This window comes from Paenibacillus sp. 1-18 (assembly GCF_000520755.1).
Taxonomy (GTDB): Bacteria; Bacillota; Bacilli; order Paenibacillales; family Paenibacillaceae; genus Paenibacillus; species Paenibacillus brasilensis.
The window spans coordinates 1-17,508 of the sequence record NZ_ASSB01000195.1; the positions used below are offsets into that span (position 1 = coordinate 1).

Below are 17,508 nucleotides of genomic sequence, written 5' to 3' on the forward strand. Positions count from 1 at the left end.
GCGGGCTGCTGCTGGCCTTTGCGTATCCGGATCGGATCGCGCAAGGCCGGGGGGACGGCCGCTTTTTGCTCAGCGGCGGCCGGGGCGCGCGACTCCGACAAGTGGAATGGATGTCGCGCTCATCCTATCTCGTCGCCGCCGAAGTGGACGACGAGGGAGCAGACGGTGTCATCCAGCTGGCGGCACCGGTTGAGCTGCAAGAACTGATCGAGCATTGTGGTGAACTGCTGCTGGAAAAAGCCAACGTATACTGGGATAATTCAGCCTCAGCCGTGAGAGCCCGCAAGGTGTTACAGCTTGGCTCACTCGTTGTAAAGGAAACGTCCTACGAGCGGCCTCCGGCAGAGGAAATAGCTGCCGCCTTGATGCAGGGCGTCCGTGAACGTGGTCTAAAGCTGTTGTCCTGGAATCGACAAACCCTTCAGTTGCAGGCGCGTTTGATTTTTATGCACTTCTCGGCACCCGAGGATTGGCCGGACAGCTCGGAATCCGCGCTGCTGGATTCACTGGAATCGTGGCTGCTGCCTTTCGCGCTTGGAGCCAAAAATATGTCTGACCTGCAACGACTGGATGGTAGCGAATTGCTGCTCGGCAGGCTGAATTGGGAACAACGGCAGCAGCTTGAGCAGGAAGCACCGACGCATATACGTGTACCCAGTGGTTCCCGTATTCCTGTCGATTATTCGAATCCCGAGGCACCTGCGCTGGCAGTGCGGCTGCAAGAGCTGTTCGGCATGAGGGAAACACCGCGGATTGGTCGCGGACGTGTGCCGCTCGTGCTGCATCTGCTGTCACCTGCTCAGCGTCCTGTGCAGGTGACCTCCGACCTCTCCAGCTTCTGGAGCGAGGCATATTTTGAAGTCAAAAAGGACCTGAAAGGTCGATATCCCAAGCATTATTGGCCGGATGATCCGTTGGAAGCCGTGCCGACCAGCCGAGCCAAGCCAAAGCGTTGAACAGCAGCTGCATTGTCCTATCAACGCTAAACTCAAAAATTACATCAAAAAGGAGCAGGTAGTATGGTGCTGTACAAGCGATGGGAAGTACCATCTGACTACGTAGGGGCTCCATATGTAACTTGTATAGAATGGTTTAATTTAAAGGCTAAAGCATTTTAAATTTTCGGTGTTTTTGATACAGAGCAGGAGGCGTCTCGGGCGATTGGACAATTGCAGGCAAGAGGTATCCCGAGCAGTGAGATTTCTGTCATCACCCGTGACCGTGAAGATCTGAGGACGATTAGCGAAGAGACAGGCACCAAAGCACCGGAGGGTGTAGCGACAGGTGCGGCTACAGGTGGCGTTGTGGGCGGTGTCGCCGGCTTGCTGGCAGGCATCGGAGCCTTGGCTATTCCGGGGATCGGACCTATACTGGCGGCCGGGCCGATTGCGGCTACCCTCACCGGGGCGGCTGTTGGAGCGGGAGCAGGAGGCTTGGTCGGTGGACTGGTCGGACTGGGCATCCCGGAAGATGATGCACAGCAATACGAGACCTACGTCGATCAGGGCAAGATTTTAGTGCTGGTAGATTCCACTGAGCATCGCAGAGATGTCTATGATATTTTCCGTACCAACCGTTCCCTGAATGCGGATCGTTACGAAACAGTTGATGCTCCGGTGACGGATACCCGCACAGATGCGTATACAGATACCAGAAGGAATCTGTAGGCTATTTTGTAGAGATTATTCATCTTACATCTAATAGGTTTAACGAGCAGCGGTCTTCCCAAGCGGGAAGGCTGCTTTTCTTATAAGTAAATACGTGTTGAAGAATCGGACTTGATCTGCCGCTAACACGTTTATCCTTCTATGTATTTTTACAGAATTGTCGTTATAATAGATTTATACTTTGCTAGACATAACAGGAGAGTGACATGAGTCAAAAAGAGAGAATTTCCGAAGTTGCTTTGCTGAGAGGACTGGCTTTTGTCGCCGTTGTTCTTCAGCATTCCGTCGCACATTATGCGGTTGCGCAGGGGGCGCGCATCCAGGACGGGGTTTTGATGACACTTTTACTGCTGTGTTCCAAATTCGCAGTGCCCGTGTTTGTATTTATCACCGGGATGGTGTTGTTTTACAATTATGATGGAGCCTTCAAGTATGGAACGTTTTTACGTAAAAGATTCATGGACATCATCGTGCCTTATATCATATGGTCTCTTTTATACGAATTGGGAAATCAGCTTGTCCAAAGTGGAGGAACTATTCATCCGCTGGATTTTTTACAGAAGCTTTTGAACGGAAAAAGCAGCTATCATCTGTGGTACATCGTTATGATTATCCAATGCTATGTGTTATTTCCTGTGTTTCGGTATGCAGTGCGCCGCTTGTCTGCGCTGCTGCCGTCACGATGGCACCCCGCTGCATTGGCTGGAGTGGGCGTGTTATATTTTTTGCTCATGTTCGCAGTTGGGCCTATATACCACGCAATGGACAAGCTCCAGCTCCCGGTCATTACCTCTTGGTTTACCCTATATGCTGACCGGAATGTGATCTACTTTTTCTTTTATTTTGTGCTAGGAGCGGCAGCCGGGATGAACGTCCAACGCTGGAATGACTGGGTAACCAAGGCGCAGATGATCTACTGGCCACTGTTTTGCGTGCTTACAGGATATTTGCTGTATGAGATGACCGATCTGTTCCAGACGCCGCGAGGTACGGTGCTTTCCTTTAATTACTTGTCCCTGCTGCGTCCAATTATGGCTGTATATTGTGTTGTGTCTATTTTTGTGGCTTATCGGGTAGCTGTGTGGATTGCCCATAAGGGTGGACAAGTGGCGAGTATGCTGACGGCCATCGGAACGTTGTCCTACGGAGCGTATTTGATGCATGCCTTTATGCTGCGTGTGACCTACTATTTTGACGAAACGCTGTTTGCAGACTGGAGCCACGTGCTTCGTACGCTGGCCTCGTTCGTGCTCTGTGTGGTCTTTTCCATTGCCGGAACATGGCTGCTGGCTCGTATGCCTCTAGGCAAATGGATTGTGGGGCTGAGGGTTCGTCCTCGCCGGGCCGGAGGTTCATCAACCTTGCAAAAGCAAGCCTGAGCTTGCGGGTTTCTCACGCTTCTAATGATCTCGCTGTGGATGCTGCTTAAATCCACAGCGAGATTTTTACATTTAAAGACGAAAAAATAAAGTGGTCCATCCCAAGATTGAAATCAGAGAAGGAACTTATTTTTAAGATTTAATTATATAATTTCATTATATGAAAAATTCATAATAGAAAAGACCATGACCCGCCATTCGCAACCTGCCTAACAATGCGTCATGTTATATCTTTCGCCATCTTACAACCCGTCACAAGGGGCGGAATTTCTCATGCGCACTCACATTATGAAAGGAAATAGTGTATGGACACAGAGTGGTTTATAATGGAAGATAAGAGGTATATGAATAAGGTGTGGAGGAGGCTGTACAATGGCGTTTATGATATCCCAGCGGGCTTTTATCAAAATTTATCTGATCACAATGGTGGAGAGGCATCGCGGTTATGGATATCAGATGCTCGAATCTATGAAGGATGAGTTTAGCGGCTTCGGATATGTTCCGCCTCAGAGTGAGGTCTACCGAGCGCTGCATGAGCTGGTACAGGAAGGTGTTTTTTACCGTACCAAGCGATTAAAAGGGACAGACCCGCGCGTGGATTTCCAGGAAATTGTGCTCTATCATTTTACAGATGATGGGGAGGAGAAGGCCCGACTTTATAAAAAGCAGGTTAAAGCCGATTTGGACCGTTGCTTAGGTATGCTGCATAAAGCGGAACAAGACAACTATTCCTAACCACGAAAGGATGAGAATGATGGGTAGAACGCTGAAATGGGGAATTTTGGGTACTGCGGAGATTGCCCGAATCGCTGTAATTCCGGCAGTTCAGCAATCTGAACGCGGAGAAGTGCTTGGAATTGCTAGTCGTAATGCTGACAAAGCCGCCGAGGTCGCCCGGGAATTCGATATTCCGAAAAGCTATGGAAGCTATGAGGAGCTGTTGGCTGATTCTGAAATCGGGGCGGTGTATATCCCGTTGCCGAACCATCTGCATGAAGAGCGGACGATTCGGGCGGCCGAGGCAGGAAAGCATGTTTTGTGCGAAAAACCATCTTCTCTCAGTTCGGCCGGGACTAGCCGTATGATTGAAGCCTGTAAAAATGCAGGCGTAATTTTTGCAGAAGCCTTTATGTATCGCTATCATCCCAAGCATCGAAGAATTAAGGAAATCATCAATAGCGGGGAAATTGGCGACATTCGCGGCATTCATTGCACATTTACGTTTAACAATGCCGATCAGGCAAATAATGTGCGTTTTAATAAAGGGATGGGTGGCGGCTCGTTATATGATGTAGGTGTGTATCCGATATCAGCGGCTCGTATGTATTTGGATCGGGAGCCTGAGGCAGTGACGGTACATGCCTTATTTTCTCCAGAGCATGACAACGTTGATATGATGGCTTCCGGCTTGCTGGAGTTTCCGGGCGGGGTCAATCTCACCTTCGATTGCGGCATGTGGGCCGCGAACCGCTCCAATATGGAAATTCTCGGCAGCAAAGGCACAATCGCGATGCCCAAAATGTTCGGCTGGGAAAGAACATCTGTTGTACCACAAATCTTCGTCCACGTCGGTTCGGTTACGCGCGAGGAACGTCTTAAAGGCTTTAATTCCTTTGAGCTGCAAGCGAATGCTTTTGCCGAGGCTGTGCTTGATGGTGTTCCGCTGCCTTACGAGCCAGAAGATGCGGTCAGCAATATGAAAGTGATCGACGCATGTATTGAATCGGCTCACAGTCGGAAACGGGTGGAAATTGGATAGATTGAATAAGAGTAATCGGATAGAAGTATTAACCGTATTGCAAAAAGGTTAAGAAAAGCAGCCTGTCACAAGGACAAGCTGCTTTTTAGTTCAACGAATACATACGCATACAGACAGCCTTCGAGCCTTTGCGTTGCGCCTCACATACCTTCATCATAGCTTGCAGCATCGCGCTTGGCAGCTGTTGCAGGCGAGTTGGATGTGCCGTATTCTTCAACTGCATCCCATGAACCCGCATCGTCAAAACGTCCAGCATTTCGTTGTCGCACTTCACCTGCACCCTTGGGTGGGGGAGTCATGACCTGCTCCTCTATAGGGCGGTCATTCGATAGCTCCCGATTTGGTGTATGCTCGACTGTATACGCGGTGTATGGAATGGCTTGCAGACGTTCAAAAGGGATTTCTTCCCCGCTCTCCACGCATATTCCGTACGTTCCTTTCTTCATGCGTTGAAGGGCTGCATTGATCTGCTCCAGCTCGCTTTCCAGTGATTCGTTAATCGCCAGATCACGGGAGCGTTCAAAGGTTTCTGTCCCTATATCAGCGGGGTGGTTGTCGTAGGAAGAAAGCTCGCCTGTGGAGTCTGTAAGGGTTTCTCCCAACAACGTATTTTCCTGGCCGTTTTGTTCAAAATGTTTTTCCAAATCCTTTTTCTGCTCCAGCAACATATGTTTCAGCTCAGCAAGCTGTGATTCGCTCAAATGGTTCATGATTTTATCTCTCCTTCGTCGTCTGGATGTAGTTGTACATATGCTTTGTTTATACCCGCTCACAGGACTGGGCAATCAGCAGAGACTTTTATTACCAGCCTAGAATGTGATATAAAAAGAATAGTGTGTTAAGGAGGGAATAACCGATGGATGAACATATGAAGCGTCGTCTGGATAAGCAAAAACAGTTATTTAAACAACTGGGCATTCAGCTGGACGCGCTCTCCATTCATGAAAAACAGTTTAAAAACAAAATACGTGGCTATGATCCGGACGAGGTAGATGCTTTCCTGGACGAAGTGATCAAGGATTATGAACGCTTTTATGCGAATATAGCCGACTTGATGGACAAGTGGCAGGAGCAGCAGGCAACGATACGTGATTTGAAAAATGCACCCAAGCCTGCCGCCGATTTCAGCGGACTTGATCGTCGTCAACTGGAGGATATCGTCAAGCAGCTCGAATATAGCGTACGCCAGTTGAAAGTACGATTGCGTCCTGAAAATGACTATTTTCCGGAGTAAGGTGCAGTAGGTTCTGTGTCGATGCCTCTCTAATGTGGTATGATGGAAGTACGCATTTTGCACAACATTAAATGAGGCACACATATAAAGGTGGTTAACATGAGTACCCATTTTTCCGTTAGTATCCATTGTCTGCTTCTACTGGCAGAAGGAGCACCGGAGCGAATGACTTCGACGCTGATCGCATCCAGTATCAATACGAATCCGGTTGTCGTGAGAAGAATTATGAGCCGACTCAAGCAAGTGGGTTTGGTTGATTCATCGCCGGGAGCACGCGGCTTTCGTTTGAGCATGTCGAGCTCAAACATTAATCTTAAAATGATATATGAAGCGACCAAGGATGAAGGGCCGTTGTTCTCCATTCATACCGACAGCAATCATAATTGTGAGGTCGGCAAGAACATAGACGCTTTGTTAGACGGTTTATATACCGTGGCAGAAGAGAAAATACAGGCGTTTTTCGAGACCGTTACGCTGCGAGATCTGGAACAGGCGCTCCAGCAGCGGGTTGGACAGCAGAGTTCGTCTGTGTAGAGACGCCGGTAAGGAGCATCTAATATGAAAATCGTCGTACTATCAGATACTCATATGCCGTACCGAAGCAAGGCGCTTCCGAGTCGGCTTGTACAGGAGTTAAAAGACAGTGATCTCATTCTCCATGCCGGAGACTGGACGGACTGGTTCGTATATGAACGCCTGGCGGAATTTGCGCCTGTGCAAGGAATTGCCGGGAACAATGATGGAATAGATATCGTAGAACGTTTGGGCTATCAGCGAATCGTTGAAGTCCGGGGCAAACGGATTGGTATGGTTCATGGTCATGGCTGGCGCGGCTCGACAGAGAATATTGCGCTGAATACGTTTAAGGGAGAAACGTTGGATTGCCTGATTTACGGACATTCGCATATTCCGGTGGTCAAAAGGGTGGGAGAGCTGCTTGTTCTGAATCCCGGTTCTCCGACGGACAAACGTGGTGAGGACGAATACTCATTTATCGTGCTGAACCTTGAAGCTGGGCAGTTAAAAGCACAGCTTGTTCTTTATCCAGATAAACATTAAGCAATCAACAACCGTTGATTAAAGGGGAAGCTATGGCTATATTTGAATTGGAACCGATGAAGCATCATGTATTGATCTGTAATGGAGGTACATGTATGCGGCATGAGGGTGAAGAAGTAACACAGGCAATCCGGGATGAAATCCGTAAACAAAACGCAGACACTTATATTCATACGACCCGCACTCGCTGTAATGGCCGTTGTCACGATGCTGCGGTTGTGATCGTATACCCTCAAGGTGACTGGTATGGTCAGATGACGCCTGCTGCGGGGACACAGCTGGTACAGAAGCTCGTGGAGGGAGAAAAGCTGGAAACCCATCTTTTTCATGAGTGTACAGGCAAATCCCGTTCGGAATCATCCAGCAACGTAAAATAAGTAAGATTAGAACATAAAATAAATACGAAAAGTAGGGAAAATCTTTACGGAGATTTTCTCTTTTTTGCGTTTAATCTCTGTCAGTGGAAGGTAAATGTATACTATGGACAACAAGCCGAGAGGGAGGGAAACAAATGACCCGATTTGACAATGATCTGCACGATCAGGATGAAAAAAAGGAACGGACAGGGAGAGAACCGGCAGAGCATGATGTACAGGAGCAGACCCTAAGCCGGGATCATGCGGAGCAGTATCCGACGGAGCGGGAGAGCTTGTTCGACCGTTTTGAGAGTGAGCAGACGGTAGATGCGATCCCTGTAGAGGATTTAAAGATGGAACGTCAGGAGGAATTCGACAAGGACGCAACCAAGCACACCTCTTCCAGCGAGAAAAAATACAAAGGTGATGCATAAAATAGCAGGCAACTGGTAATATTTAAAAAGAAATCTCTTGACATTAAGATATGTGTATAATATATTTAGTTACGAAAAGTAATTAATTTTTCTCAGGAGGTAACAAAAATGTCTAAAGACTTCTTTACAGCTCTGAAAGAAAGACGCTCCTATTACGGTATCAGCAAAGAACAAGTAATTTCCGATCAAAAGATTCAAGAGATTGTAGAGGAAGCTGTTAAATATACACCTACCTCGTTTAACTCCCAAACTTCACGCGCGGTTGTATTGCTCGGAGAGCACCATGACAAACTGTGGAATATTACGGAGGATATTTTGCGTGAGGTTGTAGGCAATGAGGAGCAATTCAAATCTACTGCTGAGAAAATGAACGGCTTCCGCAGCGGCTACGGAACGGTCTTGTTCTTTGAAGACAATAACGTTGTAGCGGGTCTGCAGCAACAATTTGAAGCGTATGCAGACAATTTCCCAATCTGGTCCAACCAATCGAATGGTATGCTGCAACTGGTGGTGTGGACAGCTCTTGAGCAAGAAGGACTGGGCGCATCCCTTCAGCATTACAACCCTTTGATCGACGAAAAAGTAAAAAATGAATGGAACATCCCAGAACATTGGAAACTGATTGCTGAAATGCCGTTCGGTAAACCAACCTTCCAACCAGGTGACAAAGAATTCCAACCTGTTGAAGAACGCGTAAAAACGTTTAAATAAGTCAGAAAATACAAACAATCAGGTTTCATACTGAGCAGAGCGCTGTGGTATCCACAGTGCTTTTTGTCATTCCATTCGATTACGTGATTAATCTCTGGAAATGCGCTGATTTTGGGATTAATTCGGATCCCGGAAGGTGATGCTACGTTTAAAATCATATGAGAAGGTTACATATGAGAAGAATATTCATGAAAAACAACACGGGTGTTGTTTACAAGTCATTATGAAGGAGGTAACAGCGCGTGACCTATGATTGCATTATTATTGGTGGAGGGATTGCCGGGCTGCAAGCAGCCATTCAATTGGGAAGATACAGTAGCCATCGCGTTCTGGTAATAGATTCAGGATATGGTCGATCTACGCTGTGCCGTCAATATCATAATATTCTAGGCTTTCCTGACGGTATAGCTGGTGAAGAGCTAAGGCGGCTTGGACGACATGAGGCCACTAGACTGGGAGTCGAATTGGTTAAGGGGAAGGCGATACAAGCGCGTAAACAGGAGGAGCTTTTTGACATTGAAATTGAAGAGGGAACGGTATACTCCTCCAGAACGTTACTGCTGGCCACGGGACTAACTGACCGTTTTCCCAAGCTGGAAGGACTTGAGGCCTGCTTGGGCAACAGTGTGTATGTCTGCCCGGATTGTGATGGCTACGAGGTTCAGGATCGAAGTACAGTCGTGATCGGAGCAGGGAAAGCGGGAGCGTCCATGGCTCTGATTTTATCAGCACGTACCGATCAGTTGATTTATGTCAATCACGAGCGGTCGGAAGTTCCGAACGAGCTTATGACCAAGCTGCGGGAGAAAGGAATTGGATATCGAGAAGCAGCGATTTCCCAAATCATAACCGGGAAGCCTGGGGGGTTTGAAGGAGTTCGGCTGGATGGGGGAGATGTAGTTCGCGCGGAACGGGGCTTTTTGGCCTTTGGTGGAAATCATGTTCATTCAGAGCTGGCAGAGCAGTTGGGTGTCCATTTGCTGCATAACAAGCATATCGAGACGCATCCTCGCAGCAAAATGACAAATATCGAAAATGTATGGGTAGCCGGCGATTTGGGAGCTCATGCCGAGCAAGCGACTGTAGCCATGGGGGAAGGGGCGACAGCGGCCATTTGGATACACAAGGTGTTATCCGGTATGCAAACAAAAGTACCGCAACTCTAAGAGCTGCGGCTTAAAAAGAGGGATAGGTCCCCGTTTGTACATGCTGACCGAAGCGTTTCAACTGATCACTCATGCCGTATTTACGTAAAATCTCAGTTTGCTTGCTGCCAATCAGATCAAAATGCGGATAGGGCTGACGCTGATGAATATATCGCGGGTCCAAACCGTTATTGCTGCACCATAAGCTCAGCTTGTCCAAATCAGAACAGCCCACCTTGGTAACAGTTGTAATTCCTGGAAATCGTTCGTCCAGCCAGTAGTGCGTCAGAAAAGCAATTTCACCGCGGTCGACCTCTCTTTTCCAGGCTGCAAGCTCCTGGCGGGTAATACCAAATGCCATCAGTCTCATCCTTTCATGGCTCATCCCAAAAGCGTGGGCTGCTGCGTAGTTGTACCATTATTTTGTATGCGATTGCTTGTATTATGATCCTTACAAAGCAACACAATAACAGGAGACCGTGTAGGACGCTCTCCTGCAGGCGGTTAAAGCCATCTTTCGGCCCAGCTCTCGACACCATTCAATGCATCACCGAGTTCCTTCCCCTTGCGTGTCAGCGAATACTCGGTACGCACAGGTCGCTCTGTGATGACATTGCGAAGGATCAGGCCGGAAAGCTCTAGTTCCTTGATGCGTTCGTTCAGCATACGTTTGCTAAGATCAGGTATGGAGACGTGAATTTCACTGAATCGTTTGGGATGTTCCATTAAAGTATGAATGATAAGAGCGGTCCATTTTTTGCTGATGATCTGAAAGGACTGTTCCACCTTACCGCACAAAAGCTTAGGCTGCCTGTCGTCGCTCATCTGAATCCCCTCGATTTCATTGTTGTTTTAAACAGTATACTAAAAGTAACTGTGTATACCAATAGTAACTATATCATGTTGTAGCAACTGTGACATTTTTAACATTTTTTTCTCATTCCTTTTGTCAATCATACCACAGAAAACGTTATCATTACAGGATATATCGAGTGTTCACGATTTCGCTAAAATTTGATTGACTTGCCCCTTATTTTGGGTGTATTATGGGTTACGTTAATTCCTCAGGTAACTTTTAATAACCTCATCTTTTATAATGGGAAGAAGGAATAATTCATGGATTCAATGACTTTTGTCTTATTTGGAGCGACAGGGGATTTGGCGAAACGCAAAATTTACCCTGCCTTGTATAATTTGTTTGTAGAAGGTAAAATTCCGGCTTCCTTTTCTGTAATTGGGATGGGGCGTCGTGAAGTGGCTGACGAGCAATTTCAAAGTAATGTGGAGCAATCCATTAGGGATTTTTCCAGACGCGTGAATGATGACCGTGCACAAATGGATCAATTCTTGAGTGCTTTCCGCTACAGTGCTTTGAATGTCAATCACCCGGAAGATTATAAAAAGCTGCTGCAGCTTGCTGAGCAACGTGAAAATGATTTGAGAATTCCGGGGAACCGCATGTTTTACTTATCGGTGGCACCGGAATTTTTTGATGTGATTGCCCTCAACATTCGGGAAAGTGGTTTAGCCGAAACCAAGGGTTGGAAACGGCTTATTATCGAAAAACCGTTTGGACATGATCTGGAATCGGCACGTGAGTTGAATGATCGTTTGAGCAGAACATTTGCTGAGGATGAGATTTATCGTATTGACCACTACTTGGGCAAGCCGATGGTGCAAAACCTGGAAGCTCTGAAGTTTGCTAATCCATTGCTTCAAGGAGTTTGGAACAATCAGTACATTGCCAATGTGCAAATTACCGCTTCCGAGATCGTTGGGGTTGAGGAACGAGCTGGGTACTACGATCATTCCGGAGCTATTCGTGACATGGTACAAAATCACATGTTGCAGGTACTGATGATGACAGCCATGAACAAGCCTGTACATGTAACGGCTGATCAGGTGCGTGACGAAAAAAGCAAGGTCATGCAGGCGTTGCGTCCGCTTGATCCTTCGGATATTGCTTCCAGTGTGGTTAGAGGGCAATATACGAGTGGTGAGATTAACGCAAACGCAGTTCCTTCCTATAAAGAAGAACCGGGTATTGAACCTGATTCGCATAACGATACATTTATTTCAGCTCGCCTATGGATCGACAATGAGCAATGGTCAGGTGTGCCATTCTATATTCGTACCGGCAAACGCATGAAGGAAAAATCCACACGTATCGTTGTGGAATTCAAGAAGGACACCACCGATCCATATGCTGCTCAAGGGCAGCCATCTGAACCAAACTTACTTATCATTCATGTAAATCCGGATGAAAAGGTAACCCTTCGTCTGAACAGTAAAGACCCGCTGAACAATGGTCAACTGGAAACGGTCCTGATGAACTATGATTCAGAGGACAAGGCTGTCCCGGAAGCTTATGAGCGCCTTATCTTTGATGCGCTGCGCGGCGACTCCACCTTTTTTGCTCACTGGAATGAAGTTGAGCTTTCATGGATGTGGGTACAGCCCGTACTGGAGGCTTTTGCTCGTGGAGAAGTTCCGCTTCATTCTTATGCAGCAGGCTCCTATGGTCCAGAAGCTTCAGACCAATTGTTGGAGAAACAGGGCTTTACATGGTGGCTGGATCAAAAGTCCGAAACTTCTGAAAAAGCAGTTGTTCGTGCTTAAACATTAACAAACAGACAATATATTTTTGCTACGGCAGGAGGCCTTTACAATGCAAGTTGGACTAATTGGTTTGGGAAAAATGGGCTTGAATCTCGGAAAAAACTTGATCGACCATCAACATGAAGTTGTTGCTTACGACGTGAATGCAGCAGCGATTCAAGAAATGAAGGATTATGGTGCTACAGGTGCTGCCACATTGGAAGAGCTTGTAAAAGCAACCCAATCCCCTAGAGTCCTGTGGATTATGGTTCCCCATCAAATTGTTGATACTGTGCTGGATCAGCTTCAACCGATGCTGTCCAAAGGGGACATCATTATTGAAGGGGGTAACTCTCATTACAAAGAGTCCATTGCTCGTCATGCCCGTCTGAAGGAATACGGCATCAGCTTCATGGATGCAGGAACTTCCGGCGGTATGGAAGGCGCACGCAATGGTGCATGTTACATGATCGGCGGCGATCCCGAAGCCTGGGCTGTTGTTGAACCTATTTTCCGTGATACAGCGGTGGAAAATGGTTATCTGTATGCAGGTAAATCCGGTAGCGGACATTTTCTCAAAATGGTTCACAATGGTGTGGAATACGGCATGATGGCTTCCATTGGTGAAGGCTTTGAAGTGCTCGAGAAAAGCAGCTTTGACTTTGACTATGAGCAAGTAGCGCGTGTTTGGAACAACGGCTCCGTTATTCGCTCATGGCTGATGGGCTTGACTGAACGTGCATTCTCCAAGGATGCGAATCTGGATGAAATCCGTGGGGTTATGCACTCCTCTGGTGAAGGTAAATGGACCGTTGAGGAAGCGCTCGATATTCAGGCAGCGACTCCAGTCATTGCTTTGTCCCTGCTGATGCGTTACCGTTCTCTGGATACGGATACGTTCAACGGAAAAGTGGTTGCTGCACTGCGTAATGAATTTGGCGGTCACGCGGTAGAAAAGAAGTAAGAACGATATAAGCTAGTATCTATCCCCGTAGCCTAACTCACTGCGGGGATATTGCTATATGTTTTGGTATGGTCTGTTGCTGTATGCATATTTTTCCTTGTATATCCGCACAATAGATGAAAAAGGCGGAAGGAAGAAGAACATATGTGCAAAAGATTTTCGTTATCAGCTGATTTGGATGAGGTAAGGGATCATTTTGGCATACAACGGGTGATGTATTATTACAAAACACGTTATAACATGAGTCCCACCCAGCATATCCCGATTGTGCTGCATCAGGATGGAGAACGGGTGCTTGATGAATTTCGGTGGGGATTTATACCTTATTGGGGCAAGGATTGTGTTAACGCTGATTTAAATTCGCTGCGGGTAAATCCGAGCTATCGCAAGATGGCGGAAACCCGACGTTGTATCATTCCATGCAACGGATTTTATTATTGGCGCAAATGGGGTAAACGCATGTGCGCTGTACGCGTGGTACTGCCGAAACAGAAAATGTTTGCGGTCGCGGGATTATATGAAATATGGCAGGATAGTCGTAAAGAGCCGCTGCGTACCTGTACAATGATGACAGTCCAGGCCAATGCGGATATACGTGAATTCGATAGTCGTATGCCGGCTATTCTCGAAGCTGAACATATCAATGCTTGGCTGAATCCATCCATCCAGAACGTAGATGAACTGCTGCCAATCCTGCGTACGTATGAGCAAGGCGACATGAGCATCTATCCGGTAACGCCGCTGGTGGCTAATGATGAACACGATAACCGCGAATGCATTCAGGAAATGGATTTGCAATATTCCTGGATTAAACCTTAAACGTATGAAGATTTTTATCCATTATTGATCATAAGCTTCCCGCCACCTGCATAGGTATGTATTGGGGAACAAGCGTCATGATCCGGGGAGAGGGGAAACGGCCGAAGGAGTATCTCATATGGGATGGAGGCGATTGGAATGAGTAACGATACACTCATCCAGCTGCTGGTGCTCATGGTGACGATCATCGGTCTGGTCCAAAACCGGTAAGTGTCAGGTTCCAGAAGGCGGGAGAATTGCCGTAGGCAATCTTCCGTTTTTTTCTGCGTTAAAAATACTCGCAGATTAAGGAAGCTTGCGGTACAATAGATGCCAGGCTACAGGTGACAAGACATCTGAATATACGGCTGTATACGATGCATTTAAGGGAGAGCGAATCATGAGTGAATTAACTTCATCATTACCACCAGCTAAGAAGAGGAAGCTGCTGTTTAGCGCGGGGCTCAGTTGGCTTTTTGATGCCATGGATGTGGGGCTGCTTTCATTTATAGTCGCAGCACTGGCCAAGGAGTGGCATCTGGGATCAGAGCAAATTGGTCTGGTGACCTCGATGAATTCAATAGGAATGGTGTTTGGGGCCGCGTTGGCTGGGATTTTAGCTGATCGCTACGGCAGGCGCGCCATATTAGTGTGGACGCTGCTGATTTTTTCCATTGCCAGCGGCTTGTCTGCTTTTGCAACGGGTCTTGGAATGCTGCTGGTGCTGCGTTTTATTGCAGGCGCAGGCTTGGGCGGAGAATTGCCTGTAGCTTCGACACTGGTGTCGGAATCTGTACCTGTGAAGGAGCGAGGAAGAGCAGTCGTACTGCTGGAAAGCTTTTGGGCGGCAGGCTGGATTCTTTCGGCTCTTATTGCCTATTTTGTGATTCCAAAGTATGGTTGGCAGATGGCCTTTATTCTCGGCGCAATACCTGCGCTGTACGCTCTTTATTTGCGCAGGGCTGTTGAGGATTCACCGCGTTATAAGCAGCAGAGCGTCAAGCTCCCACTGCGTGAACGGTTGGCTTCTATTTGGTCGGCGGCAAATCGCAAGTCTACGTTAATGCTATGGATTTTATGGTTTACGGTTGTGTTTTCATATTACGGCATGTTCCTGTGGCTGCCGAGCATGATGTTTATGAAAGGGTTTGAGCTGGTTAAAAGCTTTGAGTACGTCCTGATCATGACACTTGCACAATTACCAGGTTACTTTACCGCTGCGTATCTGATTGAAAAGCTGGGCCGCAAACTCGTCCTCATCATTTACTTACTGCTGACGGCGTTGTCCGCCATTTGGTTCGGAACCTCGGAAACGGCTGGAATGCTATTGGCCGCTGGGATTTGCTTGTCCTTTTTCAATCTCGGTGCGTGGGGTGCGATGTATGCTTATACGCCGGAATTGTATCCAACATCCGTTCGTTCTACCGGTGTGGGTATGGCGGCTGCGTTTGGCCGTATTGGAGGCGTAATCGGGCCATTGGTGGTCGGTATACTGGTAGGGCAGGGCATTGGATTACCCGCTATTTTTGCGATTTTCTTCGTTGCTATCCTGATTGGAGCAGTCGCTGTAGGGTTGCTGGGGACTGAAACCAAAAATCAGGAGATCGACTAACTTTACATTCACCTGGGTAAAGATTCATAATACAAGAGAGAGAAGTGACCTGAAATGGAGCATACCTTTCTGCTCAAGGCAGACTGGAACGGGGGGCGCAACAGCGACGGACGTATTGAAGCCGGACAGCTGCGGACTGCAATTTCGATTCCGGCTGAGATGGGTGGTCCCGGTGTGGGTACCAATCCGGATGAAATGCTGCTCGGTGCTGCCGCTACCTGCTACTTGATTACGTTGGCAGCAATGATGGAGCGTGCCAGTCTTCCGGTGGCATCACTGGGATTGGAATCCGAAGGGATTGTCGATGTTACGAACAATATTTTTACATATCGTCGGATTGTGCATCGCCCGCGGGTTCAATTGACCGCCGATGCGTCAGAATCGCAAATCGAACAAGCATTACGGCTGGCAGAGCAGGCAGAAACATCCTGCATGATCTCGCGTGCCGTCGCGGGAAACGTAGCTTTGTCTACAGAGCCTGTCGTGGAACGCGCCTCTTAAAGCGATATTTGAACCAGGAGCAATCATTCCAATTGCCCATTATTTTCTAATTCAAGGAGGAGACAACCATTACAGCACAACAAAAATTGCTCGTATTCGCAGGCTCTTACGCCGAACTGGAAGGTAACGGAGTGTATTCGTACACTTTTAATGAAGAGACAGGAGCCCTTACATTACAGGATGAGTTCTCCGGCTTGAAAAACCCTACATTCCTGAATGTGGATGCCAAAAATCGGAAGCTGTATTCCATTGGTGAGACCACTTCTGCTGATGGAGCAAAGGTTGGCGAAGCTGCTGCTTTTGAAATTGACCCGGTCAAAGGAACATTTACATTGCTGAATCGCGCGGAAAACGTGGGCTCAACAACCTGCCACATTCAGCGTGATCCATCCGACCGTTACCTTATTGTAGTCAGCTACCACGGAGGTATGGTGGGATTGGTGTCTCTGACTGAGGATGGACGTATCGGTGAGCTGCTGGATGTTAAGCAACATGAAGGCAAGGGAGCGCATCCTGAGCGTCAGGATCGTCCACATCCTCACTCCAGCTTCTTTAGTCCTGACGGTCGATTCCTGTTCGTACAAGACCTTGGTCTGGATCTGATCCGTATCTATACTATTGATGATAGCAAAGACCAGCTGGTGCTTCATGGTGAAACGAAAATCCATGCAGGTGCAGGTCCACGCCATTTGACATTCCATCCGAACGGTAAGTTCGCTTTTGTTATTAACGAAGTGGATTCTTCCGTTACTTCTTTTGCATATGATGCAGAAGCTGGCAAGCTCACTGAGCTTGAGAGCGAACCGACGTTGCCGTCTGATTTTACTGGCGAAAACACAACCGCTGAAATTGCGATTTCGCAGGATGGTGCTTATCTATACGGCTCTAACCGCGGTCACGACAGCATCGTGGTGTACGCTGTTGACGGTGCAACTGGCAAGCTGAGCCTGGTGGAGCATGTATCTGCCGAAGGCGAGCATCCGCGCCATTTTGCTTTGACTCCAAACGGTGATCACCTGCTGGTGGCAAACCGTGACACCAACAACATTGTTACATTCAAAGTGGACAAGGCGAGCGGCCGCTTAACCTACACCGGACAACAAGTAACCGTATCCAAGCCGGTATGCGTACAGCCTTTTTACTTTTCCGTATAGCAATCCGGGTCTCACTTATGTGAGTCCCTTTTCCTTGATTTTCTGCAAGTCCTGTTGTGGGAATCACACCATCTGTTCAACAAGAATCTGGATTTCATAGCAGGCCGATTGTTTTGCAATACATAAGCAGTTTTTCA

General features: G+C 47.6%; 21 protein-coding genes. 18 read left to right on the forward strand and 3 right to left on the reverse strand.

The genetic code is table 11. From position 1 onward, the window contains the following. The 5 genes from L693_RS0111570 to L693_RS0111590 all read left to right on the forward strand — a co-directional run. The coding region (locus L693_RS0111570) for an ATP-dependent helicase C-terminal domain-containing protein (RefSeq protein WP_025717375.1) at positions 1 to 956 on the forward strand (956 nt) is incomplete at its 5' end. 162 nt (positions 957 to 1,118) lie between these two features. Beyond that, a complete protein-coding gene (locus L693_RS0111575) occupies positions 1,119 to 1,667 on the forward strand; it encodes a general stress protein (RefSeq protein ID WP_049825137.1) in 549 nt (182 codons plus the stop codon). Positions 1,668 to 1,873: 206 nt separating this feature from the next. Further along, positions 1,874 to 3,046, forward strand: a complete 1,173-nt coding sequence (locus L693_RS0111580; RefSeq protein ID WP_025717376.1) for an acyltransferase — start codon at positions 1,874 to 1,876, stop codon at positions 3,044 to 3,046. Positions 3,047 to 3,418: 372 nt separating this feature from the next. Next, a complete protein-coding gene (locus tag L693_RS0111585) occupies positions 3,419 to 3,781 on the forward strand; it encodes a helix-turn-helix transcriptional regulator (RefSeq protein ID WP_013310011.1) in 363 nt (120 codons plus the stop codon). Positions 3,782 to 3,800: 19 nt separating this feature from the next. After that, on the forward strand, positions 3,801 to 4,805 hold the full coding sequence (locus L693_RS0111590) for a Gfo/Idh/MocA family protein (protein WP_025717377.1): 1,005 nt from the start codon (positions 3,801 to 3,803) through the stop codon (positions 4,803 to 4,805). A gap of 140 nt (positions 4,806 to 4,945) precedes the next feature. Here the strand turns inward: L693_RS0111590 and L693_RS0111595 are convergent, their stop codons facing one another. Next, positions 4,946 to 5,515 (reverse strand): TraR/DksA C4-type zinc finger protein, encoded by a 570-nt coding sequence (locus tag L693_RS0111595; protein WP_025717378.1) that lies wholly within the window; start codon positions 5,513 to 5,515, stop codon positions 4,946 to 4,948. Positions 5,516 to 5,661: 146 nt separating this feature from the next. Between L693_RS0111595 and L693_RS0111600 the strand changes: the two genes are divergently transcribed. The 7 genes from L693_RS0111600 (at position 5,662) to L693_RS0111630 (ending at position 9,765) form a co-directional block, all read left to right on the forward strand. Beyond that, positions 5,662 to 6,039 (forward strand): DivIVA domain-containing protein, encoded by a 378-nt coding sequence (locus L693_RS0111600; RefSeq protein WP_025717379.1) that lies wholly within the window; start codon positions 5,662 to 5,664, stop codon positions 6,037 to 6,039. Positions 6,040 to 6,138: 99 nt separating this feature from the next. After that, positions 6,139 to 6,573, forward strand: coding sequence for an Rrf2 family transcriptional regulator (locus L693_RS0111605; protein WP_025717380.1), 435 nt, complete (start codon positions 6,139 to 6,141; stop codon positions 6,571 to 6,573). Positions 6,574 to 6,597: 24 nt separating this feature from the next. Then, complete coding sequence (locus tag L693_RS0111610; protein ID WP_025717381.1) at positions 6,598 to 7,098, forward strand: metallophosphoesterase family protein; 501 nt, start codon at positions 6,598 to 6,600, stop codon at positions 7,096 to 7,098. A gap of 32 nt (positions 7,099 to 7,130) precedes the next feature. Then, on the forward strand, positions 7,131 to 7,475 hold the full coding sequence (locus L693_RS0111615) for a (2Fe-2S) ferredoxin domain-containing protein (protein ID WP_025717382.1): 345 nt from the start codon (positions 7,131 to 7,133) through the stop codon (positions 7,473 to 7,475). Between the two features lie 134 nt (positions 7,476 to 7,609). Next, on the forward strand, positions 7,610 to 7,888 hold the full coding sequence (locus tag L693_RS0111620; RefSeq protein WP_025717383.1) for a hypothetical protein: 279 nt from the start codon (positions 7,610 to 7,612) through the stop codon (positions 7,886 to 7,888). Between the two features lie 108 nt (positions 7,889 to 7,996). Then, positions 7,997 to 8,599, forward strand: a complete 603-nt coding sequence (locus L693_RS0111625) for a nitroreductase family protein (RefSeq protein ID WP_025717384.1) — start codon at positions 7,997 to 7,999, stop codon at positions 8,597 to 8,599. Positions 8,600 to 8,841: 242 nt separating this feature from the next. After that, on the forward strand, positions 8,842 to 9,765 hold the full coding sequence (locus L693_RS0111630; protein WP_025717385.1) for an NAD(P)/FAD-dependent oxidoreductase: 924 nt from the start codon (positions 8,842 to 8,844) through the stop codon (positions 9,763 to 9,765). 10 nt (positions 9,766 to 9,775) lie between these two features. Here L693_RS0111630 and L693_RS0111635 read toward each other — a convergent pair whose 3' ends face one another. Further along, the gene (locus L693_RS0111635; protein ID WP_025717386.1) at positions 9,776 to 10,105 is read right to left on the reverse strand and encodes a hypothetical protein; all 330 of its coding nucleotides are present in this window, start codon (positions 10,103 to 10,105) and stop codon (positions 9,776 to 9,778) included. Positions 10,106 to 10,248: 143 nt separating this feature from the next. After that, complete coding sequence (locus tag L693_RS0111640) at positions 10,249 to 10,569, reverse strand: winged helix-turn-helix transcriptional regulator (RefSeq protein WP_007430161.1); 321 nt, start codon at positions 10,567 to 10,569, stop codon at positions 10,249 to 10,251. 291 nt (positions 10,570 to 10,860) lie between these two features. On the opposite strand from L693_RS0111640, the gene zwf reads away from it, so the two are divergent. From zwf to L693_RS0111675, 6 genes are all read left to right on the forward strand, one after another. Beyond that, complete coding sequence (gene zwf, locus L693_RS0111645; RefSeq protein WP_025717387.1) at positions 10,861 to 12,363, forward strand: glucose-6-phosphate dehydrogenase; 1,503 nt, start codon at positions 10,861 to 10,863, stop codon at positions 12,361 to 12,363. 49 nt (positions 12,364 to 12,412) lie between these two features. Continuing rightward, positions 12,413 to 13,306, forward strand: a complete 894-nt coding sequence (gene gnd, locus L693_RS0111650) for a phosphogluconate dehydrogenase (NAD(+)-dependent, decarboxylating) (protein WP_025717388.1) — start codon at positions 12,413 to 12,415, stop codon at positions 13,304 to 13,306. Positions 13,307 to 13,450: 144 nt separating this feature from the next. Continuing rightward, positions 13,451 to 14,125: an SOS response-associated peptidase gene (locus L693_RS0111655; RefSeq protein WP_025717389.1), complete on the forward strand. Its 675-nt coding sequence runs from the start codon at positions 13,451 to 13,453 to the stop codon at positions 14,123 to 14,125. A gap of 379 nt (positions 14,126 to 14,504) precedes the next feature. Further along, positions 14,505 to 15,716: an MFS transporter gene (locus tag L693_RS0111665; protein WP_025717390.1), complete on the forward strand. Its 1,212-nt coding sequence runs from the start codon at positions 14,505 to 14,507 to the stop codon at positions 15,714 to 15,716. 54 nt (positions 15,717 to 15,770) lie between these two features. Next, the gene (locus L693_RS0111670) at positions 15,771 to 16,217 is read left to right on the forward strand and encodes an OsmC family protein (protein WP_025717391.1); all 447 of its coding nucleotides are present in this window, start codon (positions 15,771 to 15,773) and stop codon (positions 16,215 to 16,217) included. 68 nt (positions 16,218 to 16,285) lie between these two features. Further along, the gene (locus L693_RS0111675) at positions 16,286 to 17,371 is read left to right on the forward strand and encodes a lactonase family protein (protein ID WP_025717392.1); all 1,086 of its coding nucleotides are present in this window, start codon (positions 16,286 to 16,288) and stop codon (positions 17,369 to 17,371) included. Positions 17,372 to 17,508: the final 137 nt, after the last annotated feature.